Raw genomic sequence first — 20,407 nt, forward strand, 5'->3', positions numbered from 1 at the left:
ATTAGATTAAAAGGAGCGTATTATTTTTAAATGTATAAGACCTGCCAGGTTTCCAAAACCTTGCAGGTTTTTTAATGAGCATTTGTTAAAAAAAATAGGATTCAAAAACCCCAATTGCCCTGACATTGTTACAAGATTTGCTCAAATTTGCCTTTACTTTGTTACAAAAAATAAATTAATTACCCTTACTTTGTTACAATAAAATAAAAAAAATGCCTTTACTTTGTTACAAGATAGTTTGGATATGGCATTTAAAAGACAGGTTTTCAATTATTTAGAGGAATGGAAGAATTCTGTGGAGCGAAAGCCATTGATTGTCAGAGGAGCTCGGCAAGTAGGGAAGACTACATTAATCAAGGATTTTTCAAAATTGTATAAGTATGCTATCTCTTTGAATTTGGAGAAAAGAGCAGACAAGTCATTTTTTGATGATTTTGATGATGTTCAAAGCATTGTGGAGGCGGTATTTTTGACACATAACCTGAGGATAGATGACCTTCAGGATACACTTTTGTTTTTGGATGAAATTCAAGAGTCGCCCAAGGCGATCAAGCTTTTGCGCTACTTTTATGAAGAATTACCACAACTTCATGTTATCGCAGCTGGCTCTTTGCTAGAGTTTGCCATGAAGAAAGTGTCCAGTTTTCCAGTTGGAAGGGTTCAGTTTCTGTATTTGCATCCAATGAATTTTGAGGAATATTTGGAAGCTTTGAATCATAAAATGGCTTTAGAGCAGTTTAATTTAATGCCCATCAAGCCAGTGGCTCATAAAATTCTGATGGATTTATTTCATCGCTATGCTATAGTAGGAGGAATGCCTGAGGTCATAAAGAGAGATTTGGACAAGAATAATTTGTCTGACCTGACGACAGTTTACGAAAGTATTTGGGGTACTTATAAAAATGATATTGAAAAATATACTGCCAACGAAACAGAAAGAAAGATTATCAAGCACATCATGAATTCCGCTCCTTTGGAGTTGGACAAGAGGGTGAAGTTTCAGGGATTTGGGAATTCTAATTATAGATCCAGAGAAGTAGGTGAGTGCTTTAGAATATTGGATGATGCCAAGGTAATCAGGCTGGTATACCCCACTACTGTACTAGAGCCACCTATTCAGGCGGATTTGAAAAAATCTCCAAGATTACAGTTCCTAGATTCTGGATTGGTAAATTACTCCTTGGGGATTCAAGGGCAGCTTTTGAAAATGGATGATTTGAGCAATGCTTACAAAGGAGCATTGATTCCACATTTGGTGACCCAAGAGCTACTTTCTGTTCAGGTCAAGACTGAGCACAAACCCAATTTTTGGGTAAGAGAGAAAAGGCAATCGAGTGCAGAAGTAGATTTAGTCTTTAGCTATCAGGACATGTTGATACCAATCGAAATCAAATCCGGTCCAACAGGCTCTTTAAGATCATTGCATCAATTTATCGATGCTTCTAATCATTCATTCGGGGTAAGGGTTTACGGAGGAACATTGAGTGTTGAAAATGCTGTTACGCCTGACGGGAAACCATACAGACTTTTGAACTTGCCTTATTTCCTCGGTACCAAATTGAATTCATATATACAGTGGTTTATTGAAGGGAAGTTTTGATTTCTGGCCATTAAATGAATTATTAGCTTCAAGAATTATACCCATGCTGTTTATTTCTCCGTTAAGGGAAAGAACTAAATTGGGCTAAAAGTCCTTATTTTGAAGGATAAATTATCAGCAAATATGTACTTGGAATTTGATCAAATGCCTGCCCAAGCAAGAATATGGGTATACCAGTCTGAAAGAAAATTTACTGCTACCGAAAAAGCCTGGATTGAGGATCGTTTAAGGCAGTTTTGTGTAAACTGGAATACCCATGGTGCCATGATGCCCACCTCATTTACCATTAAATTCGATCAGGTTATCATCCTTTCTGTAGATGAAAGTCAGCTTGGAGCAAGTGGTTGCTCTATTGACAGTTCGGTAAGGACATTAAGAGAAATAGAGCAAAAACTCGGTGTCAACCTTTTGGATCAGGGAAAAGTAGGTTTTCTTGAAGAAGGGGACAGTTTGATAGTAAATTCCGTCTTTAAAGTAAAAGAGAGTGTCCAAAATGGAATACTGAACCAAGACACCCTTGTGCTCAATCCAATGGTAAGGGAGAAGAAAGATCTTAAGGACAATTGGCTTATGAGCGCAAAAGATACTTGGTTAAACAAATACTTTAGGAATTAATTATAATAATTATTCTATATTTAAATCGTTAAGAAAAAACTACCGGGAGATTTAGAATGATGCGATCAGCTTTGTTTTTGGGAATGATTATCCTGCTTTTCGGAGCTTGCACCAGCTTGTTTCAGAAAGGTCAAAATCAATTTTTGGCTGGTGATTACCAATTGGCCATCAATTCATTTACCCAGATCCTTGAAGATGACCCTGACAACAAAGAGGCCAATTTTTATGTAGCAGAAAGCTACAGGCTTTCGAACAGGATAGAAAAGTCCAGCGAATATTATAAGAAACTGGTAGAAGAAGAGGAGACTTTTGAGTCTTATTTCAGGTATGGACAAAGCCTTAAAAGTCAAGGGAAATATGAAGATGCAGAAGAAGCTTTTGCTAAAGCAAAAGAACTCACATTGAATGATAATTTTCAAAGGCAGGTCGATATGGAGCTGGCTTCGATTCAGCGAGTTGAAGAAATTGAAGATTACTATCCTTATATGGAAGTGCAGAATTATGAGCTTTTGAATACTTCTGGTTCTGATTATGCTCCAGTATTCAGTGAAGGTTTTGTATATTTTACGAGTACCAGGACTGCGTCGGGGATATATCCAGCTACAGGAATGCCATACACCAAAATTTATCGTGCCCGTGCCGAAGGTGTTAAAGTGGATGTTCAAAATGTGCAGGAGATGCCCGAATTCCGCAATGAGGACGGCTTGAATCAGGGAGCAATTGCGATCAGCCCGGATGGGAATACCATTATTTATGCCAGAGGTAACTCAAGGTCAAATAAGGATCTTCCCGAAGTCCATTTGTTTGCCAGTTACTTTAGGGGGGGTGGCTTCACCCAACCCGTATGGATGCCTGTCAATGAGGATGAATTTTGGTTTAATTCAACGCCTGCATTCAGTCCGGATGGAAATGAACTCTATTTCACTTCCAATAGAGATGGAGGAAGAGGGGGGCTGGACCTTTACAAAGCTACCAAGCTTGCTAATGGAGACTTTGGGAATGCAGTCAATCTTGGGGCGCAAATCAATACTCCCGGAAATGAAATGTTCCCTTATGTGGCTCCGGATGGAAAGCTGTTTTTTGCTTCAGATGGGCATCCTGGCTATGGGAAGCTTGACATTTTTGTAGCAGAACAGACCGAAAATGGCTGGGAAGTCAAAAATCTTGGTCCAAATATCAATACTGTAGCAGATGATTTTGGTATATTTTTTACCAACTATCCTAAAGAAGGTTTTCTGTCTTCTAATAGAGAAGGTGGGGCCGGCGATGATGATATTTATTACTTTGAAGATAAAACTCCAAAACCCAAAATCGTCAATGTGCTGCTTAATGTAGTGACAAAGGAGAAGAAGGATGATGGCTCAGAAGAGGTATTGCCACAGACAAGGGTGGTGCTCTATGACCAAAGCAACAAAAACATCGGTGGTGATTTTTCCAGTCAGAGCGGAAGGTTGAGATTTACCTTGACTCCAAACCAGGAATTTTCTATGATCGCTTCCAAGAGTGGATATTTCTCCAAAACAGTTTCCTACAGTACAGTTGGCAAAACACCAAATCCTGAAGACCTTATTCAGGAAGTTACCAACATTGTTCTGGACACCACAATAGTGCTTGAACCATTGATTTTGGAGCGTTCGATCGTACTTGAGAACATTTATTATGATCTGGACAAAGCGGATATACGTCCAGATGCAGCAGAAGAGCTCGACAAATTGGTACAGATACTTAAGGACAATCCTAAAATCAGGATTGAGCTAAGCTCTCATACTGATGCCAGAGCATCAGACTCCTATAATGATGCATTGTCACAAAGAAGGGCTGAATCTGCGGTTGAATATATCGCTTCTCAAGGAATTGATCGGGACAGGTTGGTTCCAAAAGGATACGGCAGAAGGCAGTTGATTATAGAAAACGCACAGACTGAAGAGGAACATCAGGTCAATAGAAGAACTGAGTTTAAAGTGATTGAAGTAATGGATTAATCACAGCTCAAAAAAATCCCCCTTACGATTGGTTATTGTAAGGGGAATTTTTTTATTTCCTGATACGGCTCCATACCTTGGTAGTAAATCTTGGCCGGTCTTCCATGACATTGAAATCATCTTCACTTACCCGTTTTACACTTTCGATGGTATAGAAGGCCTTGTCATTTAATTTTTTGACTTTACTCACATATTCCTTTAGATCTTCCCTTTTCATGACGGTAAAAAGCAAATTGACTTTTCCGTACCTGCCTTCTGCACCGACATTGGTAAATCGGAAGTTTTTCTCTTTCATATATTCTATAAGCTCCGGCATCGGGGTAGGCGTAATTACCCTTACCAATACTCTTCCAAGTGCAAGCTTTTCTTCAATGGTCATGCCCACATAGGTACCCATTGCAAATCCACCTGCATAGGCAATGTAGGACATCGGGTTGTTGATATTTTGAAAAATCTGACCAATGGCGAGGAGCCAGATCATGGCTTCAAAAAAGCCAAGGATAGGAGCCACGTTTTTTTTGCCATTGAGCACAAACATGATCCTAAGTGTATTTATAGATACGTCCGTTACCCTGGCCATAAAGATCAGCAAGGGCATGATGACATAATTGAATACCTCTGGGGAAATCCCAAAATTCAGAAAATAATCCTGCATAGCACTTAATTTTTTTACAAAGGTAATGGGTATAAATACCATTCCCTAAAAAAACCAAATTAGCTTCTGATTCCGTTAAAGTTCCGCATTTCTGATGATTATGAATGAATTTTCTGTAGAAACAGAAATCAGGCTGTTTTCAATTTCAGCTCTCCTTTTCTTTTGACAATTTTGAGATCAAAATACTGATTGATAAAAGCCTTGCAATTATTTTCAGACCATTCTGCCCTGGATTCAGTATCAAAAAGCAGGGTCATTCTCAACATGGTTTTTACATATTGCTCATGTCTGCCCAGTTCACGGCACCATGAAGTCAGTTGGTCTGCCCAGTCCTCCTTGAATTTTTCTATATGTGTCCTCCCATCAAAAAGCAGCTCGAGCTGATTGTCTCCATTGCGGAACCTGTAGATTCCGCAAAGTTGGCGGTAGATCATCTTCAGTCGGTCATCAGGGTACTCATGGGTATCCAGAATTTTCACAAAAGTCTCATCCATCAGCATCAGGGGGTTGTATAGCTGAGTGTAGGATTTTTTCAATTCAAATACCATCACAGCTGTAAGCTGATCTTCAAGCACTGATTGTGCCTGCCTAAGAATGTAATTTTTGTCTAATGGGAATAATTTCTGAATCATCTGAGGATCAAATCTTTCGCAAATTAGCCTTTTGGTGCCGAAAATTAAAGTTTTTGCTATCAAATTAATTCTTCAAGAGCAGATTGTATAAGGTCCTGTTCAAAACCTTTGGACATTAAATATTGGAAAGTTTTGTGCTTTTTCCTGAATTCATCACTCTCCTTCACCATTCTCAGTTTTTTCTCTGTTTCTCTTAATAAAATTTCCCAATATTCTTCGGGGTTGATTTCTTTGAGTCCTGACTTGATGCAATTGGCACTGATCTGTTTAAATTTCAATTCTTGGACAATTCTGTTTCTACCCCACTTTTTCAGTCTGTATTTTCCCCTTACGAAAGCTTGGGCAAACCTCTCTTCATTTAAAAATCCTTCAGAAATCATATCCGCAATCAAGTCCTCAGCCTTTTCGCCGTATATTCCTCTTTCGTGTAGTTTATTCCTTACTTCCATCTGACACCTCTCCTGATATGCGCAATAAGCAGCGATTTTTACTTTTGCTTCCGCTTCGGACCAATACTTTTTGGGTGCTTCGTAGGGATTATCTTTTCGGGAGTAGGACATTTTGTGTAATTTTAGCCCAAAGTAACTTTATGAGTTATTTTTTTCAAATCAAATCAACAAACCATTAAACAATCATGCGCAAGAAAATAGTAGCTGGCAACTGGAAGATGAACCTCAATTTCGAAGAAGGGCAAAAGCTTACTTCAGAAATTGTCAATATGCTGAAGGATGAAAATGTGAAAGACGTGACAGTAGTTCTGAACCCTCCTTTTGTTCACCTGTATTCAGTAAAAAAAATGATAGGAGATACGCCTAACTTATTTTTGGGATCCCAAAACTGTTCTGATAAAGCATCCGGAGCCTACACTGGCGAAACCTCTGCTGAGATGTTGGCCTCTTTCGGTGCCAAGTTTGTCATCATAGGGCACAGCGAAAGAAGGGAATATTTCGCAGAGTCCAATCAGTTGCTCACAGAAAAGACCAAGCAGGCCCTGGCAAACGGTCTTACACCGATTTTCTGCTGCGGGGAGCCTTTGGAGATCCGCGAAGCAGGAACTCACGAAGATTATGTCAAGGATCAATTAACCGAAAGTCTTTTTGGCTTCTCAGCGGAAGAAATGTCCAAAATAGTTCTCGCTTATGAACCGATTTGGGCTATTGGTACAGGAAAAACGGCCAGCTCTGATCAGGCTCAGGAAATGCATGCAGCACTTAGATCCCACATCGCCTCCAAGTTTGGAGCAGATATCGCAGACAACCTTTCGATTCTTTACGGAGGTTCGGCCAAACCGGACAATGCCAAGGATTTGTTTAGCAAACCTGATGTAGATGGAGGATTGATAGGAGGAGCTTCTTTGAAGTCCAGGGACTTTGTGGAAATCGTTAAATCATTTTAAATAATTCCCGATATATTTTCACCCGGAGCGGCTGGCGACTTAAAAGTCGAAACCCAGGCTTCGGGTGTTTTTTTACCCAACGCAATCATGCAATACCTAGAATTTAAGATCAGCTGTAAGGAACCATTTCGTGAAATTTTAATTGCCGAATTAGCGGAAATTGGCTTCGATTCTTTTTTGGAAACAGACCAGGGTGTAGATGCTTATATTGAAGAAAGCCAATTTGAAAGGGATTCCTATCAGGAAGTCATAGACAAATACCAAGTAGCTGCATCAATTGTAGTAGAGGAAGGGTTGATGGACAAGGTTAATTGGAATGAGGAATGGGAAAAACATTATGATCCCATCATGGTAGGGGAGAAAGTGTATGTGAGGGCCTCCTTTCATGAAGCCAAACCTGAATTTGAATACGAAATTCTTATCAATCCCAAAATGTCTTTCGGTACCGGGCATCATGCCACCACTTACCTGATGATTTCACATCAGTTGGAAGTAGACCATAGAGCTTGCCGGGTGTTGGATATCGGGGCGGGTACAGGAATACTTGCCATTATGGCACATAAGTTAGGAGCTGCACATGTTGAAGCGTTTGATATAGACGAATGGTGTGTTGAAAATGGCAATGAGAACTTTGATCTCAACGGCATGCAGGATGTACGGATGGGAAAAGGTACTGTCCGGGAAGTAAAGCCTCAAGGTGAATTTGAAATTGTACTGGCCAATATCAATAAAAATGTACTTTTGGATGAAATGGAAGTATATGCTTCTTTGGTCAAGAAAGGTGGAAAACTTTTTCTAAGCGGATTTTACGAACACGATATCGCAGATATCGAAGCCAAGGCCAATGAGTTTTCATTTGTAAAAGAAAGTCAAAAAACCAAAGACAATTGGGCAGCATTGCTCTTGACAAAGAAATGACAGAGTTGATAATTTATGCAGTGATATTTTTGGCCTTAATAGGCCATACGCTAATGGCTTCCAAAATGTACAGCGCAGTGCACAAGGACACCTCTTTGAACCTTCATGAAAAGAATGACTGGAAATTGAAAGCCTTGATTTTTCCGCTGTTTTTCTGGGGAAAATATAAAAACAGATAATTTTTCGGTAGCCATTTTTTACATTTCGGTCACCTGAACCTACACTTCAGTAAGCTTTGATTTTTTGAGGATTTCTTTGTTCCCAGATTTGGGTCAAAGTTAAAGCCATGAAAATCATTGTTACTTGCTGCTTACTGTTTTTGATACAGCCCATTTTTGCCCAGAGTACCATCAAGGGCTTGGTCACAGACCAAAGAGGGCAAACCATTCCCGGAGTCAATATCTATCTGAAAGGGACTTTTGAAGGCACTTCATCAGAGATCGACGGTACCTATTTTCTGGAAACAGAAGAAAGGGGAACCCATATTCTGGTTTTTCAGTCCATGGGATTCAAGTCCCAAGAGTTTGAAATTGATCTTGAAGGGAAAGTATTGGAAATCAATTCTACCCTAAAGGAAGCCATTAATGAAATGAAAGCCGTTACCATATCTGCTGGAGCTATGGAAGCTTCTGATGAAAAAAAGGCAGTGGTTCTGAGACCTGTGGATATAGTCACTGTGCCTGCAGCGATGGGAGATATCATAGGAGCTTTTCAGACCTTGCCCGGTACATCCAATGTGGGTAATGACGGGAGGCTTTTTGTCCGGGGTGGAGATGCATCGGAAACCTCAATTTTTATTGATGGGCTTAAGGTGGGGAATGCATTCGGTACAACTGCCTCGAATGTTCCCACCCGCACAAGGTTCAATCCCAATTTGTTCAAAGGTTCTTTTTTCAGTACAGGAGGCTATTCTGCTGAATATGGTCAGGCGCTCTCATCTGCCCTGGTGCTGAATACGGTGGATTTTCCGGTACGGAATCAAGGCGATATCAGCTTGATGTCTGTAGGAGGAGGATACACACAGACTTTGGCCGGAGAAAAAAGCAGCCTAACCGCTTCTGCCAATTATTTTGACCTGTCTCCATATCAGTCTTTGATCAAGCAGAATTTTGATTGGGAAAGGGCTCCATTTGGCTGGGATGCTGAAATCTCTGCCAGACAAAAATGGGGAAAAAGCGGAGTGGTGAAAGCCTACCTACATACCGAATCCAATGGAATGAAAATCTGGCAACCCGTGCCTGGTTCGGAAGATAGAGGACAACTGGTAGGGGTGAAAAATAACTATACTTTTGGCCAGGCTTCTTTCAAACAATTAGGGAAAAATGATTGGAGCTATTATGGGGGTGTTTCATATTCCAACAATGTCGATCAATTCAACCTGGATCCATTGCAAGTCCGCAATCAAAATCAGGTGTTGCACAGCAAGGCTGTCGCGATAAAAGGGTTTTCAGATAGGTTTTCCATCAAAACAGGCCTTGAGTCTTATCTCTACACGTACGAAGAACAACTGCTGTCTGAAGGATTAAGCAGGGATTATCAGGATCATCATTCAGTCCTTTTCACTGAAGCAGATTATTATGTGAGCAATAAATTGATTTTGCGCGGTGGATTACGGGCAGGTAACAGCAGCCTTGCCAAGCAAACCTGGTTGGATCCGAGAGTATCCATTGCTTTCAAGTTTGATCATGATGGTCAGCTTTCTTTGGCAGCTGGACAATTCAGCCAAATGCCTGTGGAGCAGTTGCGGATTTTGGATCAAAGTCTGCACAACACCAGAGCAGATCATTTGATTTTGAATTACTTTCTGAGCAAAAACGGTAGGACTGTCCGGGCAGAGGCTTTCTACAAAGATTATAAGAAGCTCCTCACTTATGAAGTGGCCCAACTATTTCCAATGCCCATTGGGTTTGATAATATCCAGCAAAACGGGGAGGGTTATGCCCGAGGGTGGGATATTTTTTACAGAGATCAAAAGAGCTTTAAAAACACAGACTTCTGGGTAACCTACAGCTTTGTGGACAGCCAAAGGAAGTTTGCCCATTTTACCGAAATGGTTCAGCCCGGATTTGCACCTAGACATAACGGTTCTGTGGTTATCAAGCATTTCATACAGCCTTTACAGTCCCAGCTCGGTGTTTCTTTTAGTATCAATGATGGCTACACCTATGATAATCCCAACCTGCCGGGACAGATGAAATCCAAAACCAAAAGCTTTCAGGATCTGAGCTTGGGTTGGAGTTACCTGCCCAAACCTAACCTGATCATCCACTTGGCTTGTTCCAATGTTTTGGGCCGGGACAATATTTTCGGATACCAGTACGCAAATGTAGCCAATGAGAAAGGGGTGTTTGAAGAAAACCCCATCAGACTTCAGGCTCCCAGATTTTTATTTCTGGGGATTTTCCTGACCCTGTCCAAAGACAAAACCGCAAATAATTTGAATAACCTATAAACTTCGAAAAAAATGAAAAAGTACAGTTTAGCAATTATCGCCATGATGCTGATTTCTTTCTTTACTCATGCATCCAATGAGGCTTATGTAAAGGCCATGCAAAAGGAACTTCAGGCTATGGGTAGTGCCCAAAGCCCTGAAGATTTACAGAAAGTAGCCAATGGATTTGCCAGAATAGCTACTATGGCTCCCGAGGAATGGCTTCCTGAATATTATGCCGGGTTAGCCCTTGCAAATGCAGGATTCAGGTCACAAGGTGGCATAGAGGAAAAAGATACCTTCTTTGAAAAGGCTAAAAAACATGCCGAAAAAGCTGCCTCGATTTCTCCTGATAATTCGGAAATTGTGGCCTTGCAAGGTTTTATTACCATGGGAGAGCTTGCTGCAGACCCCAATAGTAGGGGGCAGCACCTTTCGGCCCAGGCCATGCAGACTTTCAACAAAGCTGTCAATCTAAACCGAAAGAATCCAAGGGCAGTGGTCATGCTTGCCCAAATGGAACTGGGTATGGCGCAGTTTTTTGGCCAAGGACCGGAAAAAGCCTGTGGATTGGTCGAGACTGCTTTGGATATGTTTGAGAAAGAAGAAAACAAGGAAAATAATGATCCATTTGCTCCAAAGTGGGGCAAAGATATGGCCCTTCAGATGAAGGGTGCTTGTAGCTGAAAAAAATAATACTCCCTTCTTCCTCACTTTGGAAATCCAGGCCAAATCTCTAGCTTTAAGAAGGGACAATGATTTATGATTAATTCGATACCCATGTCAAAGAAAAGCGGCAATTACACTTCTGAACCCCTATTTACCAATCTTGGGAAATTTGTATTGCTGAATCTTGGCATAGCGACATTTCTGATGCTTATGTTTTGTCCGGGATGCTTCCTTTCATGGGAAGGGATCAAGTCCATCATCCCGGACTTTTTCTTTGCTTTTGGGGTAGCATTACCCTTAAGTTATGGGGGCTATTTGACAGATTACCTGCTGGACAACAAAGTTTCTTGGGTCAAGACTCCGGTGACCAGGCTTTTGCTGACGATTGGTTTTTACGGGCTTTATTGCTTCATCATGAGTTTTATCGTGGTATTTTGCTATGCCTACTTTCAGGGACAATTTACCTTGGACAATATACCGTGGAGGAGCATCATAAGTTTTGCTTGGACTCCTGTGTTGATTGGTTTTGGGTTTATGAGTTTTTTTACCGTGCGCTCTTGGCTTTTTGAATGGAAAAATGCCGCCATAGAAGCGGAAAAGCTCAGGACCGAGAAGTTTGCCAGCCAATACCAATCTCTCAAGGATCAGCTCAATCCCCATTTCCTGTTCAACTCACTCAATGTTTTGAGCAACCTGGTGTACGAAAGTGCAGATAAGTCAGCTGATTTTATTCAGCAATTATCGAGGATCTACCGTTATGTCTTGGAGGTGCAGAATGAGGAACTTGCAAGCCTTCAGGATGAATTGGTTTTTGCAGAAAATTACCTGAGCCTTCAGAAAATCAGGTTTGAGGAAAGTCTGGAATATTTTATGGATATAGATGATGCAGCTGGTTTTTACATACCTCCGCTTTCCCTTCAGCTTCTTTTGGAAAATGCCATCAAACACAATGTGGCCAGTAAGAAGCAACCTTTGAAGATTTTCATCAGCAAAAAAGCAGATCAACTGGAAGTGAGAAATATCCTTCAGCCCAAATCCGTCAAAGAATCTCCTTCTTCCGGAATAGGCCTTGAAAATATCCAAAAGCGGTATAAGCTTCTGAGTGGTAAAACTCCAGAGGTCGAAGAAACTGGAAAAGAATTCATAGTCTCCCTGCCACTTCTAAAAATCGAACGAAGCCAATGAAAGTATTGATAATTGAAGATGAAAGGCATGCGGTTAGCCGGTTGAAAACCTTGATTGGAGAAACAATGCCCGAAGCTGAAGTGGATGGCGGTTTGGATTCGGTATCTGTTGCAGTTTCCTGGCTGAAGAACAATCCTGCACCCGATCTTATTTTCTGCGACATTCAGCTGGCAGATGGTTTGAGTTTTGAGATTTTCGAAAAAGTGGAGGTGAAAAGTCCCATTATTTTCACCACAGCTTATGATCAATACGCCATTCGTGCTTTTAAACTCAACTCTTTGGATTACCTGCTCAAGCCTATTGATCCAAAAGAATTCAAGGCAGCCGCGGAAAAATTCAGGCAAATGAATACCATTCCACAACTGGACATGTCCTTACTCAAATCACTGCTCCATCAGGAAACTAAAGAATTTAAGACCAGATTTTTGGTCAAATTCGGGGAGAAGATACAATCCATACCGGCTTTGGAGGTTTCCTTTTTCTTCAGTGAAGAGCGGGTGACTTTTCTACAACACCAATCCGGAAGGAAGTACGTGCTGGATTATGCCTTGGATCAGTTAGAGGGCATACTGAATCCGAAGCAGTTTTTCAGACTCAATAGAAAATACATTGCGGCAATTGAATCCATCGCTGAAATCCATACCTATTCCAATAGCCGGCTGAAAATCCGGCTCAAAGACTGCCCGGATAATGATATTCTGGTCAGTAGGGAGAAAGTAGGGGCTTTGAAGGAGTGGTTGGATGGATAGGTGAGAAAAGGTGAAAAAAGGGTGAAGGGTGAAGGAGGAAGGATGAAAAAAGGAGGAAGGATGAAGGGTGAAAAAAGGAGAAAGGATGAGAATTCGGGTTTGCTTTTTGAGTCAAGTGAACTTATGATCTAAGTCTTGTGGCTTCGGATCCGAATGTATAAGCTGATTCAGTATTCGGCTTATTTTTCACATTAAAAAATTGAAAATTTAATGTAAGAGGTGCCATTTGACCTTAAATCTTACGCCATAAAGTTATGCTGACCTTCAAAACCTCTATTTTTATTGTTATTTGCTTGTTCAATAATATTAGTTTCTAATTTTTGAAATTAAAATTTTAGTAATTACATTGGGGTTTAATCCCGATAGATATGAAAAATTTTCTTCTGATTGCACTTGGACTGTTATTGTTTTCCTGCGGTGAAAATAAAACCGAAACAAAAGCTGACTTTTCGAACATAACATTCAGTATGGATACTGTGATTGTGGATGCAGGTGATGAAATAATCAACCTAAGGTCGGGCCTTTGGTTGAGCTCCTTAAGTGAAGATAACAGTAGGCTTTATCTTTGGGACAATCAGGCAACCATGTTGGATATAATAGACCTGGAGGACTTAAAGCTTATCGAAAAAGTCAAATTTGAGAAAGAAGGTCCAAATGGTGCTGGTGGCTTTGTATCTTGGTTGAAACATGTGGAACCCGATAAAGTGGTTTTATCAAGTTTCAATAGTATGGGTTTGTTTGACCTTAAGGGGAACAAGGTGAGAACTTACAAAATGGACGATCTGGAAGGGGACGGCCTGGAAGAAAGAGAGGGCTTTAATCAGCGGACAGTAGTAACCAATGAAGGAAAGGTGATGTACGGGATGCTGGGGGGCTGGATGATAGAAAATGAATCCTTTGCCAAAGCAGATTTTGAAAATCAAACCTTGAAAAAGTTTGAACTCCCTGGAATTGAGGAATTGACAGATTATCAGATCATGCTAAAATCCGGTGATAGGACTATGATTATGCCTGCTGCAAAGACACTCAGGAAAGTAGGTAATAGATTGATTTATTCCAGTGTTGCTTTTAGTGATTTGTTTATTATTGATATGGAAAAGGACAGTGTTTATCAAATTTCCTATGAACCGACTCTGACAGCAAAAGCCAAAAAAGGAGGTTACCCTTCCGAGTTGGATTCCGATAAGCGCTTCATGGAAGTGATGGCTGAAATACATTCAGAAGTCAATTTTGAAGCCCCAATCTGGGATGAAGAAAACAAAAGGTTTTATAGATTTTCCTTTGAAACCAACCCATCCGATGATAAAGAGGGGCCTCTGTTAGGTTCGGCTCAGAGTAAAACCATATCCAAGGTTTTTATCAGCATTTTTGATGAGAACTTTAAGCTATTGGGTGAATCTCGGCTCGATGACTTAGAATCTGTACCACAGTTTCCTTTTGTTAAAGACGGTAAAATCTGGCACTACGTGAATGTGGATGATGAGTTAGGGTTTGTAAGGATGGAGTTAAACTACTGATGCCCTGTGACTAGAGTAATCTTATCTTTGCTGTTTCTTAAATTCATTTTACCATGAAAATCGTAACTCAAACTTTCATTTTTCATGGTAAATCAGTCATAAAACAAACCCGGTAAGTAAAGTGATATCTCTGGCACATAGGTGACTAAAAACAACACGAGTAAACTTATCAAAAGAAAAGGCAAGCCTGCCCTACTGATTTTTTCCAAAGAAATTTTTCCTATGCTGGAAGCCACAAAGAGACAGATCCCAACTGGGGGAGTAGTCAGTCCGATTACTAAATTGACTACCATGATGATGGCAAACTGTATCGGATCCACACCCACATGCATGGCCACGCCCAACAACACCGGAAATAATATCAAAAGCGCAGCAATGGTTTCCATAAAGGCCCCAACAAAGAGTAAAAGCAGATTGATCAGAAAGAGGATCATGAATTTGTTTTCGGTGATTCCCAATAGGCCGTTGGCAATCATTTGGGGGATTTCTTCCACAGTCATGATCCAGGCAAAAAGATTGGCAAATCCCACCAAGACCATTAGGGAAGCGGTAGTTTTGGCAGACTCCAAGATAATGCGGGGGATCATTGAAAGTTTCAGTTCTCGGTAGACAAACAGTCCGATCACCATAGCATATACAACTGCAGCAATAGAGGCTTCTGTAGGAGTGAAGACACCTCCAATAATTCCAAACAGAATCAACACGGTCATCATAATTGCCCAAAATGCCTGATAGAAGCTTTTTGCCATCTGTATGGTACTCACCCTTTTCTTTTTGGGGTAGTTTCTTTTGACCGAAATTACATAAGTAATTCCCATTAGGCCAACACCAAGCAAAATCCCCGGAATGATTCCGGCTACAAATAATTTTCCTACTGAAAGCCCGGTCAAAGTAGCCGCTATGATCATGGGCAAACTTGGAGGAATGATCGGTCCCAAAGTGGAGGAACTGGCAGTCACTGCACAGGAAAACTCTTTGTCGTACCCTTCTTTTTCCATAGCAGGGATCATAACCGCACCAATACTGGCCGTATCCGCAATGGCTGTACCGGATATTCCTCCAAAAAGCATGGAAGCTCCTACATTGGCCAACCCAAGACCACCCCTGACATGCCCAAGGATTGCATTGCAGAAATTGATGATTCTGCCTGTAATGCCACTGGCATTCATCAGGTTGCCGGCAAGGATAAATCCCGGTATGGCCAGCAAGACAAATACATCTATACCTGCATACATTTTTTGAGGAATGACAATCAAAGGCAAATCAGAAAAAATCAGGTAAACAAATGAAGATAAGCCCAAGGCAAAGGCAATTGGAATACCAATCAATAGCAATAAAATGAAAACTATAAACAGCAATAGTATCATGAGTTAATCTTTAAGGTTTTGCTATTGATAAAGATTTCCCTGATCACATACCACAATGTCAATGAACTCATCGCCAACATAGAAAGATAGACCAGACCCATATTAAGTTTCATAGACGCGGATTGTTGAAGGGTGACAATGTGGATAAGCGGGATACTGTAATACATCATAAAGCTCATCAAAAGACCAATGCAAGAGAGTATCAAAATTTCCAATCGGATTCTGGATTTTGGCCCCAACCTGTCAAAAATCACCCCAACTCTCACGTAGCTTTTATCCCTGATGGCCAACCCAGCCCCTAAGCTTACCATGTAGATAAAACAAAATCTGGCCAGCTCTTCTGTCCACGATGGCGACCATGGTAAGGCATATCTGGAAAAAACCTGGATACAAACACTTAGCATCATTAGTACAAATGTGCCTACGACAGCCATTCCCAATACCTGCTCTAAGCTGAATTTTGATTTCATTTTATGGCTTGGATTCTTTTGTACATTTCCTTTTGTTGGGTATTGAAGTTGCGCTCCACTGCTTTACTGGCAATACTTTGGAAGGCCTCTTTGTCCACTTCGACAAATTGCATTCCCTTGGCCTGAAGGTATTCCCGATCCAACTCTTCCTGTTCTAGGAAAAGACCATGCTCGTATTCCTGCATCATTTCTGCTGCCTCCAGGACAACTTCTTGAAGTTCTTTAGGCAGTTTATCAAATTGTTTTTTCCCCATGACCACATAAGCCCAGCCTTTTACATGTTCGGTCAGGTTTACGTATTTCTGAACCTCATAGAGCCCGGCATTTCTGATATGGGAAAAAGGGTTTTCCTGACCATGAATGGTTGATTGCTGTAAAGCGGTGAAGATTTCAGAGAATGCCATCGGTGTAGGTTTGGCACCCAATGCACTCCAGGTGCTGACAAATAAAGAGACATTTGGTACGCGGATGATCAGGTTATTGAGGTCGTTCGGATGAGTTATGGGAACATTGGTAGTAAGGTTTCTGGCTCCCCTTTCAAACCAAGCTATGGGTTTGAGCCCTGCCACATCTTCAATATGCTTTTCTATTTCTTTCCCAATGGGTCCACCGGCTACTTTTCTGAGATGTTCTGAATCACGGATGGCATAAGGGGTGGCACAAAAAATTGCCAATGGTAAGCTCCAGTTTTCCAAAGATTCGGCAGTTATCAGCAGGTCAACCGAACCGCTGAGGATACCGGTGATCATGTCCATTTCCTTTCCAAGCTGTTCGTTGGGATATATTTTGACCTCGATACGGCCAAAGGATTTTTTCTCTACTTCTTCTTTAAATTTAATGGCTGCTTTATGCCAAGTATTGTCTTCATTGACGATGTGCCCAAAGCGCAGTGTATATTCAGGCTTTTCTTCATCTGAGCTACAGGAGCATACAATATAAGCCGATAATAAAAAGATGAATAGCCTATAGAATGGCTGCATTTGGTTTTTGGGTTATTGTAAAAAACAATTTAACCGAAAAAAATAAAAATTACTTTCAAAAATATGGCTTATCGTAAAATTGTCTGACCGACGGTGGAGAGAAACACTTTTCCAATACTTAGGGCATGCTGAAAAGCGCCAACTGGAAAATAAATGCTTTAAATTTTGATGAATACCCCGTTTGTCAAGTATTTCATTTTTAAGCAGGTGCATGCTTATTCAACAATATAGCTCGATTTCCGTGCTCCTTAAAATTTCAAAATTCGAAATTTTAAGGCTAGTCTCAGGCATACCATCTTCTTCATTGGGCTCACTCGAAGTATAAGCATACATCTTCATTCGCCCGCTTTGAATCTGGCATACCTGAGACTTTTTCAGCAAGCCCTACTTAGTACACTGCTTTGGCTCCTTCTATCAATAATCTATCTACTTTGGAAATGTTGGAAAAAAAAGCCCTTTTGATTGATCAAAAGGGCTTTTTAGTGTATTGAAGGTTGTATTTCCTTGGGATTATGTCGCAAAGATATTTACTAGGTATAAAGCTGATGCCTGACTGCCAGCAGACAGGATAGATATCTATCCTCCTTGATTCTTTAAAACGGTATCCTCACATTCAAAGCCACATTCCTCCCGATTTGATTGATGCCAAATGGCCTAAAGAGTGACATGTGGTCCAAATATGTTTGGTTCAACAAGTTGGTACCGCTTACATATACATCCAGCGTATTGTTGCCTACCTGTACATTTCCACCTACATTTAATCCCAATAGGTAATATCCAGGTGTGGCTTCTTCTAATGGAGCTGCTCTGTTTTGGTCAAATACAGCTGTACCCAAAAGACTGATATATGGCCTTTGTATCGCTCCGAAGTTTTTCAACCTGAAATCCACACCCTGGGTCCATCTAAAAGCAGGAATATAAGGCAGGAAGCTCCAGTCAGAGCGTCTTTGACCTATTACCATGCTGTATCCGGAATGGAAATTCATCCACTTGGCACCGGTTGGCTGGTATTGAAATTCCAGTTCACCACCATATAACCTGGCATCAGCTTGCTCAAACTCCCAAACGGTAAGTTCTCCCATCATTTCATCTGTTGGAGAGAAAAAGATATAATTGTTGATATGATTGTAGAAAATTTCTCCTGAAATACTAAAGCCATTTCTGCTATATCTGATACCGAAATCAGTCTGTAAATTTTGCTCTCTTTCGAAGCTGGCATCACCTCTTTCAAATCGGCTAGTACCTGGGTGCGGTCCGTTTGAGAATAATTCGGCGAGATCCGGGGCCCTAAAGCCTTGGGCAATATTCAATCTGAACCTCCAATTGGTACTGGGCCTGAAAGTAGCACCAGCACTGGTGGTGACCCCATCAAAAGTCCTTTCCAGTCTTCTGTCAGCAGGATTACCAGGAAGAATAAAACCGTAATCTATTAGATTGGGAGCGTTGGCATCAGCGACCACTCTTCTCCAATCATATCTAAGTCCCCCTTGAAGTACCCATTTGTCTTTGTTGTAATTGACCAAAGCATAAGCGGAACGGTCATCTTTAGTCGCATCAGGGATAAGAATTTCCTCAGCTTCATCCATGTTTGTATTGGTCAGATAAAAACCCTGGACTCCAAAAATCAGCTCAGTATGCTCGGTTAAAGACTTGAAATACTTCAGGTCGTACATGAAATTGCTTTGATTTAGTCCCAAATCAACTTCATCGAAGTCATCTTCAATTTCTTTTCTGCTATTAATGTGGTATCCAAAGGTGGCTTTTAACCTGTCTTCACCCAAGTAAATGTTGGTCTCAGAGTTGAAGAAATGGTCTCTCACATCCTGAAATGGCAGCTGCATGGAGCGGTCATTTCTGGTGGTTACCAGCTCATCCATTTCATCTTCTTCCAAGATACCTAGATTTTGTTGGAGGTAAGTGTAGCGGAATCTCGTCTCACCCCATTCTTTTTTGAGTCCAACTCCTGCTTTGATATTCTGGGTATTGAAGCGGGTATTGCCCACTGTATTTCCATCACCGTCCAGGTAATCGGCGTGGGATTCGGTTGCTGCCCTCAATGACCAGACAAAACCGTTTTCTGAAGCTCCTTTCGCTCCTACTTCTGCTCTGCCTCCAAGAGAATTGCTGAACCCTCTAAGGTTTACATCACCATTAATATCCCCTGCAGAGGCATCTCTTTCTTCAATGAGATTGACGACACCTGCCATGGCCCCTGAGCCATATATGATGGATGCAGGACCTTTGATCATTTCTATGTCGGCAATTCCGGTCTCTGTCATCCCAAGACCATGATCTGCTCCCCATTGCTGGTTTTCAAATCTAGCTCCTTGGTAAACAGACAAGACCCTGCTAAATGATAATCCCCTGATCACGGGCTTACTGATACCCGGTCCCAACGAGATCTCACTGACTCCAGGAGTTCTTGTCAATGCTGTCATCAGATTTGGAGCAGGCATTTTGAGTAGGTCAGTCCTGTTCAGTTTCTCAATACTTATTGGTGAACTTTCCTTACTCATGACATAAGCACCGGAAACTACCACCTCGTCGATATTGGTGACACGTTCTTCCAATTCTACAGTCAAGTTGCCTACACGATTAGGGTTTAGAGTTTTCACTTCTGTGGCATAGCCAATAAATGAAATCTGGATGGTAATGTTTTTGTCAGGTAGGGAACCTAGGCTAAAATTGCCATCTAGGTCCGTTACCACACCTCTGTTGAGTTCTGGAATAAAAACAGAAACTCCGGGAAGAGGGGTTTTGGAATCTTTGTCTACCACTTTGCCGGTAAGACCAATATCTTGCGCAGCATTCAATCCTATTGTAAACAGGAAAGACATTGCCACAAATAACATTTTCATGGAATTATGAATTTATTTTTTTTAAAAGGAATAAAGCCCAAAAGGGGCCTGAGAAGTGGGTTTAACCTATTCTGGGTGGACCCCGGTGGTCAAATCCCAGAGAAATAAGTTGAAAAAACTCATGTGTAAAAAATGAGGAATAAATCTCGCCTGGACTTTCGGGTGCATTTGGTATGGCAACCTCAAAATGATAGGCAAAATACTCTCCGTGGGCAATCAAGTCCAAGATGATAAGCTCCATCTCAGTGTGCCCGTGATCTGTTGGATCTTCACTTTCAATACTAGCCAGCACAGGGTGGGCGTGGGTAATGATCTTACCATTCTCCAATTCGTGCGAGTGAAAAAACAATACGCCATTGGCCAGTATACTTAGCATCAAGGCT

Annotated in this window: 19 protein-coding genes; 11 read left to right on the forward strand and 8 right to left on the reverse strand. The window is 41.1% G+C overall.

Annotated elements, in window-relative coordinates:
- The first annotated feature begins 244 nt into the window (after nt 1-244).
- The 3 genes from EGN73_RS07370 to EGN73_RS07380 all read left to right on the forward strand — a co-directional run bounded on the left by EGN73_RS07370 (nt 245) and on the right by EGN73_RS07380 (nt 4,197).
- Nucleotides 245-1,600 carry an ATP-binding protein gene (locus EGN73_RS07370; protein ID WP_219287903.1) on the forward strand — a complete coding sequence of 452 codons (1,356 nt, stop codon included), beginning with the start codon at nt 245-247 and terminating at the stop codon, nt 1,598-1,600.
- Between the two features lie 99 nt (nt 1,601-1,699).
- On the forward strand, nt 1,700-2,215 hold the full coding sequence (locus EGN73_RS07375; RefSeq protein ID WP_343207096.1) for a hypothetical protein: 516 nt from the start codon (nt 1,700-1,702) through the stop codon (nt 2,213-2,215).
- A gap of 56 nt (nt 2,216-2,271) precedes the next feature.
- Nucleotides 2,272-4,197 carry a CHU_0125 family OmpA-like outer membrane integrity protein gene (locus EGN73_RS07380; RefSeq protein ID WP_219287904.1) on the forward strand — a complete coding sequence of 642 codons (1,926 nt, stop codon included), beginning with the start codon at nt 2,272-2,274 and terminating at the stop codon, nt 4,195-4,197.
- 52 nt (nt 4,198-4,249) lie between these two features.
- Here the strand turns inward: EGN73_RS07380 and EGN73_RS07385 are convergent, their stop codons facing one another.
- From EGN73_RS07385 to EGN73_RS07395, 3 genes are all read right to left on the reverse strand, one after another.
- Nucleotides 4,250-4,852 (reverse strand): DUF2179 domain-containing protein, encoded by a 603-nt coding sequence (locus EGN73_RS07385; protein WP_219287905.1) that lies wholly within the window; start codon nt 4,850-4,852, stop codon nt 4,250-4,252.
- 128 nt (nt 4,853-4,980) lie between these two features.
- Nucleotides 4,981-5,484 (reverse strand): hypothetical protein, encoded by a 504-nt coding sequence (locus EGN73_RS07390; protein ID WP_219287906.1) that lies wholly within the window; start codon nt 5,482-5,484, stop codon nt 4,981-4,983.
- 59 nt (nt 5,485-5,543) lie between these two features.
- On the reverse strand, nt 5,544-6,044 hold the full coding sequence (locus EGN73_RS07395) for a regulatory protein RecX (protein WP_219287907.1): 501 nt from the start codon (nt 6,042-6,044) through the stop codon (nt 5,544-5,546).
- A 74-nt stretch (nt 6,045-6,118) separates the two neighbouring features.
- Here EGN73_RS07395 and tpiA point away from each other — a divergent pair, with 74 nt between their 5' ends.
- From tpiA to EGN73_RS07435, 8 genes are all read left to right on the forward strand, one after another.
- Nucleotides 6,119-6,880, forward strand: a complete 762-nt coding sequence (gene tpiA / locus EGN73_RS07400; RefSeq protein WP_219287908.1) for a triose-phosphate isomerase — start codon at nt 6,119-6,121, stop codon at nt 6,878-6,880.
- A gap of 87 nt (nt 6,881-6,967) precedes the next feature.
- Complete coding sequence (gene prmA / locus EGN73_RS07405; RefSeq protein ID WP_219287909.1) at nt 6,968-7,798, forward strand: 50S ribosomal protein L11 methyltransferase; 831 nt, start codon at nt 6,968-6,970, stop codon at nt 7,796-7,798.
- On the forward strand, nt 7,795-7,977 hold the full coding sequence (locus tag EGN73_RS07410; RefSeq protein WP_219287910.1) for a hypothetical protein: 183 nt from the start codon (nt 7,795-7,797) through the stop codon (nt 7,975-7,977). Before prmA ends, EGN73_RS07410 begins: the two co-directional genes overlap by 4 nt.
- 107 nt (nt 7,978-8,084) lie before the next feature.
- Nucleotides 8,085-10,250, forward strand: a complete 2,166-nt coding sequence (locus tag EGN73_RS07415; RefSeq protein WP_219287911.1) for a TonB-dependent receptor — start codon at nt 8,085-8,087, stop codon at nt 10,248-10,250.
- A gap of 12 nt (nt 10,251-10,262) precedes the next feature.
- Nucleotides 10,263-10,916 (forward strand): hypothetical protein, encoded by a 654-nt coding sequence (locus tag EGN73_RS07420; protein WP_219287912.1) that lies wholly within the window; start codon nt 10,263-10,265, stop codon nt 10,914-10,916.
- A 93-nt stretch (nt 10,917-11,009) separates the two neighbouring features.
- Nucleotides 11,010-12,083, forward strand: a complete 1,074-nt coding sequence (locus EGN73_RS07425; RefSeq protein ID WP_219287913.1) for a sensor histidine kinase — start codon at nt 11,010-11,012, stop codon at nt 12,081-12,083.
- Complete coding sequence (locus tag EGN73_RS07430; protein WP_219287914.1) at nt 12,080-12,832, forward strand: LytR/AlgR family response regulator transcription factor; 753 nt, start codon at nt 12,080-12,082, stop codon at nt 12,830-12,832. The genes EGN73_RS07425 and EGN73_RS07430 overlap by 4 nt, the downstream gene beginning before the upstream one ends.
- A gap of 368 nt (nt 12,833-13,200) precedes the next feature.
- Nucleotides 13,201-14,349 (forward strand): DUF4221 family protein, encoded by a 1,149-nt coding sequence (locus tag EGN73_RS07435; RefSeq protein WP_219287915.1) that lies wholly within the window; start codon nt 13,201-13,203, stop codon nt 14,347-14,349.
- Nucleotides 14,350-14,441: 92 nt separating this feature from the next.
- On the opposite strand, the gene EGN73_RS07440 is transcribed toward EGN73_RS07435, so the two are convergent.
- The 5 genes from EGN73_RS07440 to EGN73_RS07460 all read right to left on the reverse strand — a co-directional run bounded on the left by EGN73_RS07440 (nt 14,442) and on the right by EGN73_RS07460 (nt 20,400).
- Entirely contained in the window at nt 14,442-15,716 is a 1,275-nt protein-coding gene (locus EGN73_RS07440; protein WP_219287916.1) for a TRAP transporter large permease, read from the reverse strand.
- A complete protein-coding gene (locus tag EGN73_RS07445; protein ID WP_219287917.1) occupies nt 15,713-16,186 on the reverse strand; it encodes a TRAP transporter small permease in 474 nt (157 codons plus the stop codon). The genes EGN73_RS07440 and EGN73_RS07445 overlap by 4 nt, the downstream gene beginning before the upstream one ends.
- A complete protein-coding gene (locus EGN73_RS07450; RefSeq protein WP_219287918.1) occupies nt 16,183-17,166 on the reverse strand; it encodes a TRAP transporter substrate-binding protein in 984 nt (327 codons plus the stop codon). Before EGN73_RS07450 ends, EGN73_RS07445 begins: the two co-directional genes overlap by 4 nt.
- Before the next feature lie 593 nt (nt 17,167-17,759).
- Complete coding sequence (locus tag EGN73_RS07455) at nt 17,760-20,024, reverse strand: TonB-dependent receptor (protein ID WP_219287919.1); 2,265 nt, start codon at nt 20,022-20,024, stop codon at nt 17,760-17,762.
- A gap of 61 nt (nt 20,025-20,085) precedes the next feature.
- Nucleotides 20,086-20,400, reverse strand: coding sequence for a hypothetical protein (locus EGN73_RS07460; RefSeq protein WP_246611501.1), 315 nt, complete (start codon nt 20,398-20,400; stop codon nt 20,086-20,088).
- Nucleotides 20,401-20,407: the final 7 nt, after the last annotated feature.

It is taken from the genome of Arthrospiribacter ruber (genome assembly GCF_019343195.1).
GTDB lineage: Bacteria > Bacteroidota > Bacteroidia > Cytophagales > Cyclobacteriaceae > Arthrospiribacter > Arthrospiribacter ruber.

Coding starts and splice junctions, on each gene's coding strand:
- EGN73_RS07420 (WP_219287912.1), top strand. CDS start 10,263: ATGAAAAAGTACAGTTTAGCAATTATCGCCATGATGCTGATTTCTTTC.
- EGN73_RS07385 (WP_219287905.1), bottom strand. CDS start 4,852: ATGCAGGATTATTTTCTGAATTTTGGGATTTCCCCAGAGGTATTCAAT.
- EGN73_RS07460 (WP_246611501.1), bottom strand. CDS start 20,400: ATGCTAAGTATACTGGCCAATGGCGTATTGTTTTTTCACTCGCACGAA.
- EGN73_RS07425 (WP_219287913.1), top strand. CDS start 11,010: ATGTCAAAGAAAAGCGGCAATTACACTTCTGAACCCCTATTTACCAAT.
- EGN73_RS07380 (WP_219287904.1), top strand. CDS start 2,272: ATGATGCGATCAGCTTTGTTTTTGGGAATGATTATCCTGCTTTTCGGA.
- EGN73_RS07450 (WP_219287918.1), bottom strand. CDS start 17,166: ATGCAGCCATTCTATAGGCTATTCATCTTTTTATTATCGGCTTATATT.
- EGN73_RS07445 (WP_219287917.1), bottom strand. CDS start 16,186: ATGAAATCAAAATTCAGCTTAGAGCAGGTATTGGGAATGGCTGTCGTA.
- EGN73_RS07455 (WP_219287919.1), bottom strand. CDS start 20,024: ATGAAAATGTTATTTGTGGCAATGTCTTTCCTGTTTACAATAGGATTG.
- EGN73_RS07370 (WP_219287903.1), top strand. CDS start 245: ATGGCATTTAAAAGACAGGTTTTCAATTATTTAGAGGAATGGAAGAAT.
- tpiA (WP_219287908.1), top strand. CDS start 6,119: ATGCGCAAGAAAATAGTAGCTGGCAACTGGAAGATGAACCTCAATTTC.
- EGN73_RS07435 (WP_219287915.1), top strand. CDS start 13,201: ATGAAAAATTTTCTTCTGATTGCACTTGGACTGTTATTGTTTTCCTGC.
- EGN73_RS07415 (WP_219287911.1), top strand. CDS start 8,085: ATGAAAATCATTGTTACTTGCTGCTTACTGTTTTTGATACAGCCCATT.
- EGN73_RS07390 (WP_219287906.1), bottom strand. CDS start 5,484: ATGATTCAGAAATTATTCCCATTAGACAAAAATTACATTCTTAGGCAG.
- EGN73_RS07410 (WP_219287910.1), top strand. CDS start 7,795: ATGACAGAGTTGATAATTTATGCAGTGATATTTTTGGCCTTAATAGGC.
- prmA (WP_219287909.1), top strand. CDS start 6,968: ATGCAATACCTAGAATTTAAGATCAGCTGTAAGGAACCATTTCGTGAA.
- EGN73_RS07430 (WP_219287914.1), top strand. CDS start 12,080: ATGAAAGTATTGATAATTGAAGATGAAAGGCATGCGGTTAGCCGGTTG.
- EGN73_RS07395 (WP_219287907.1), bottom strand. CDS start 6,044: ATGTCCTACTCCCGAAAAGATAATCCCTACGAAGCACCCAAAAAGTAT.
- EGN73_RS07440 (WP_219287916.1), bottom strand. CDS start 15,716: ATGATACTATTGCTGTTTATAGTTTTCATTTTATTGCTATTGATTGGT.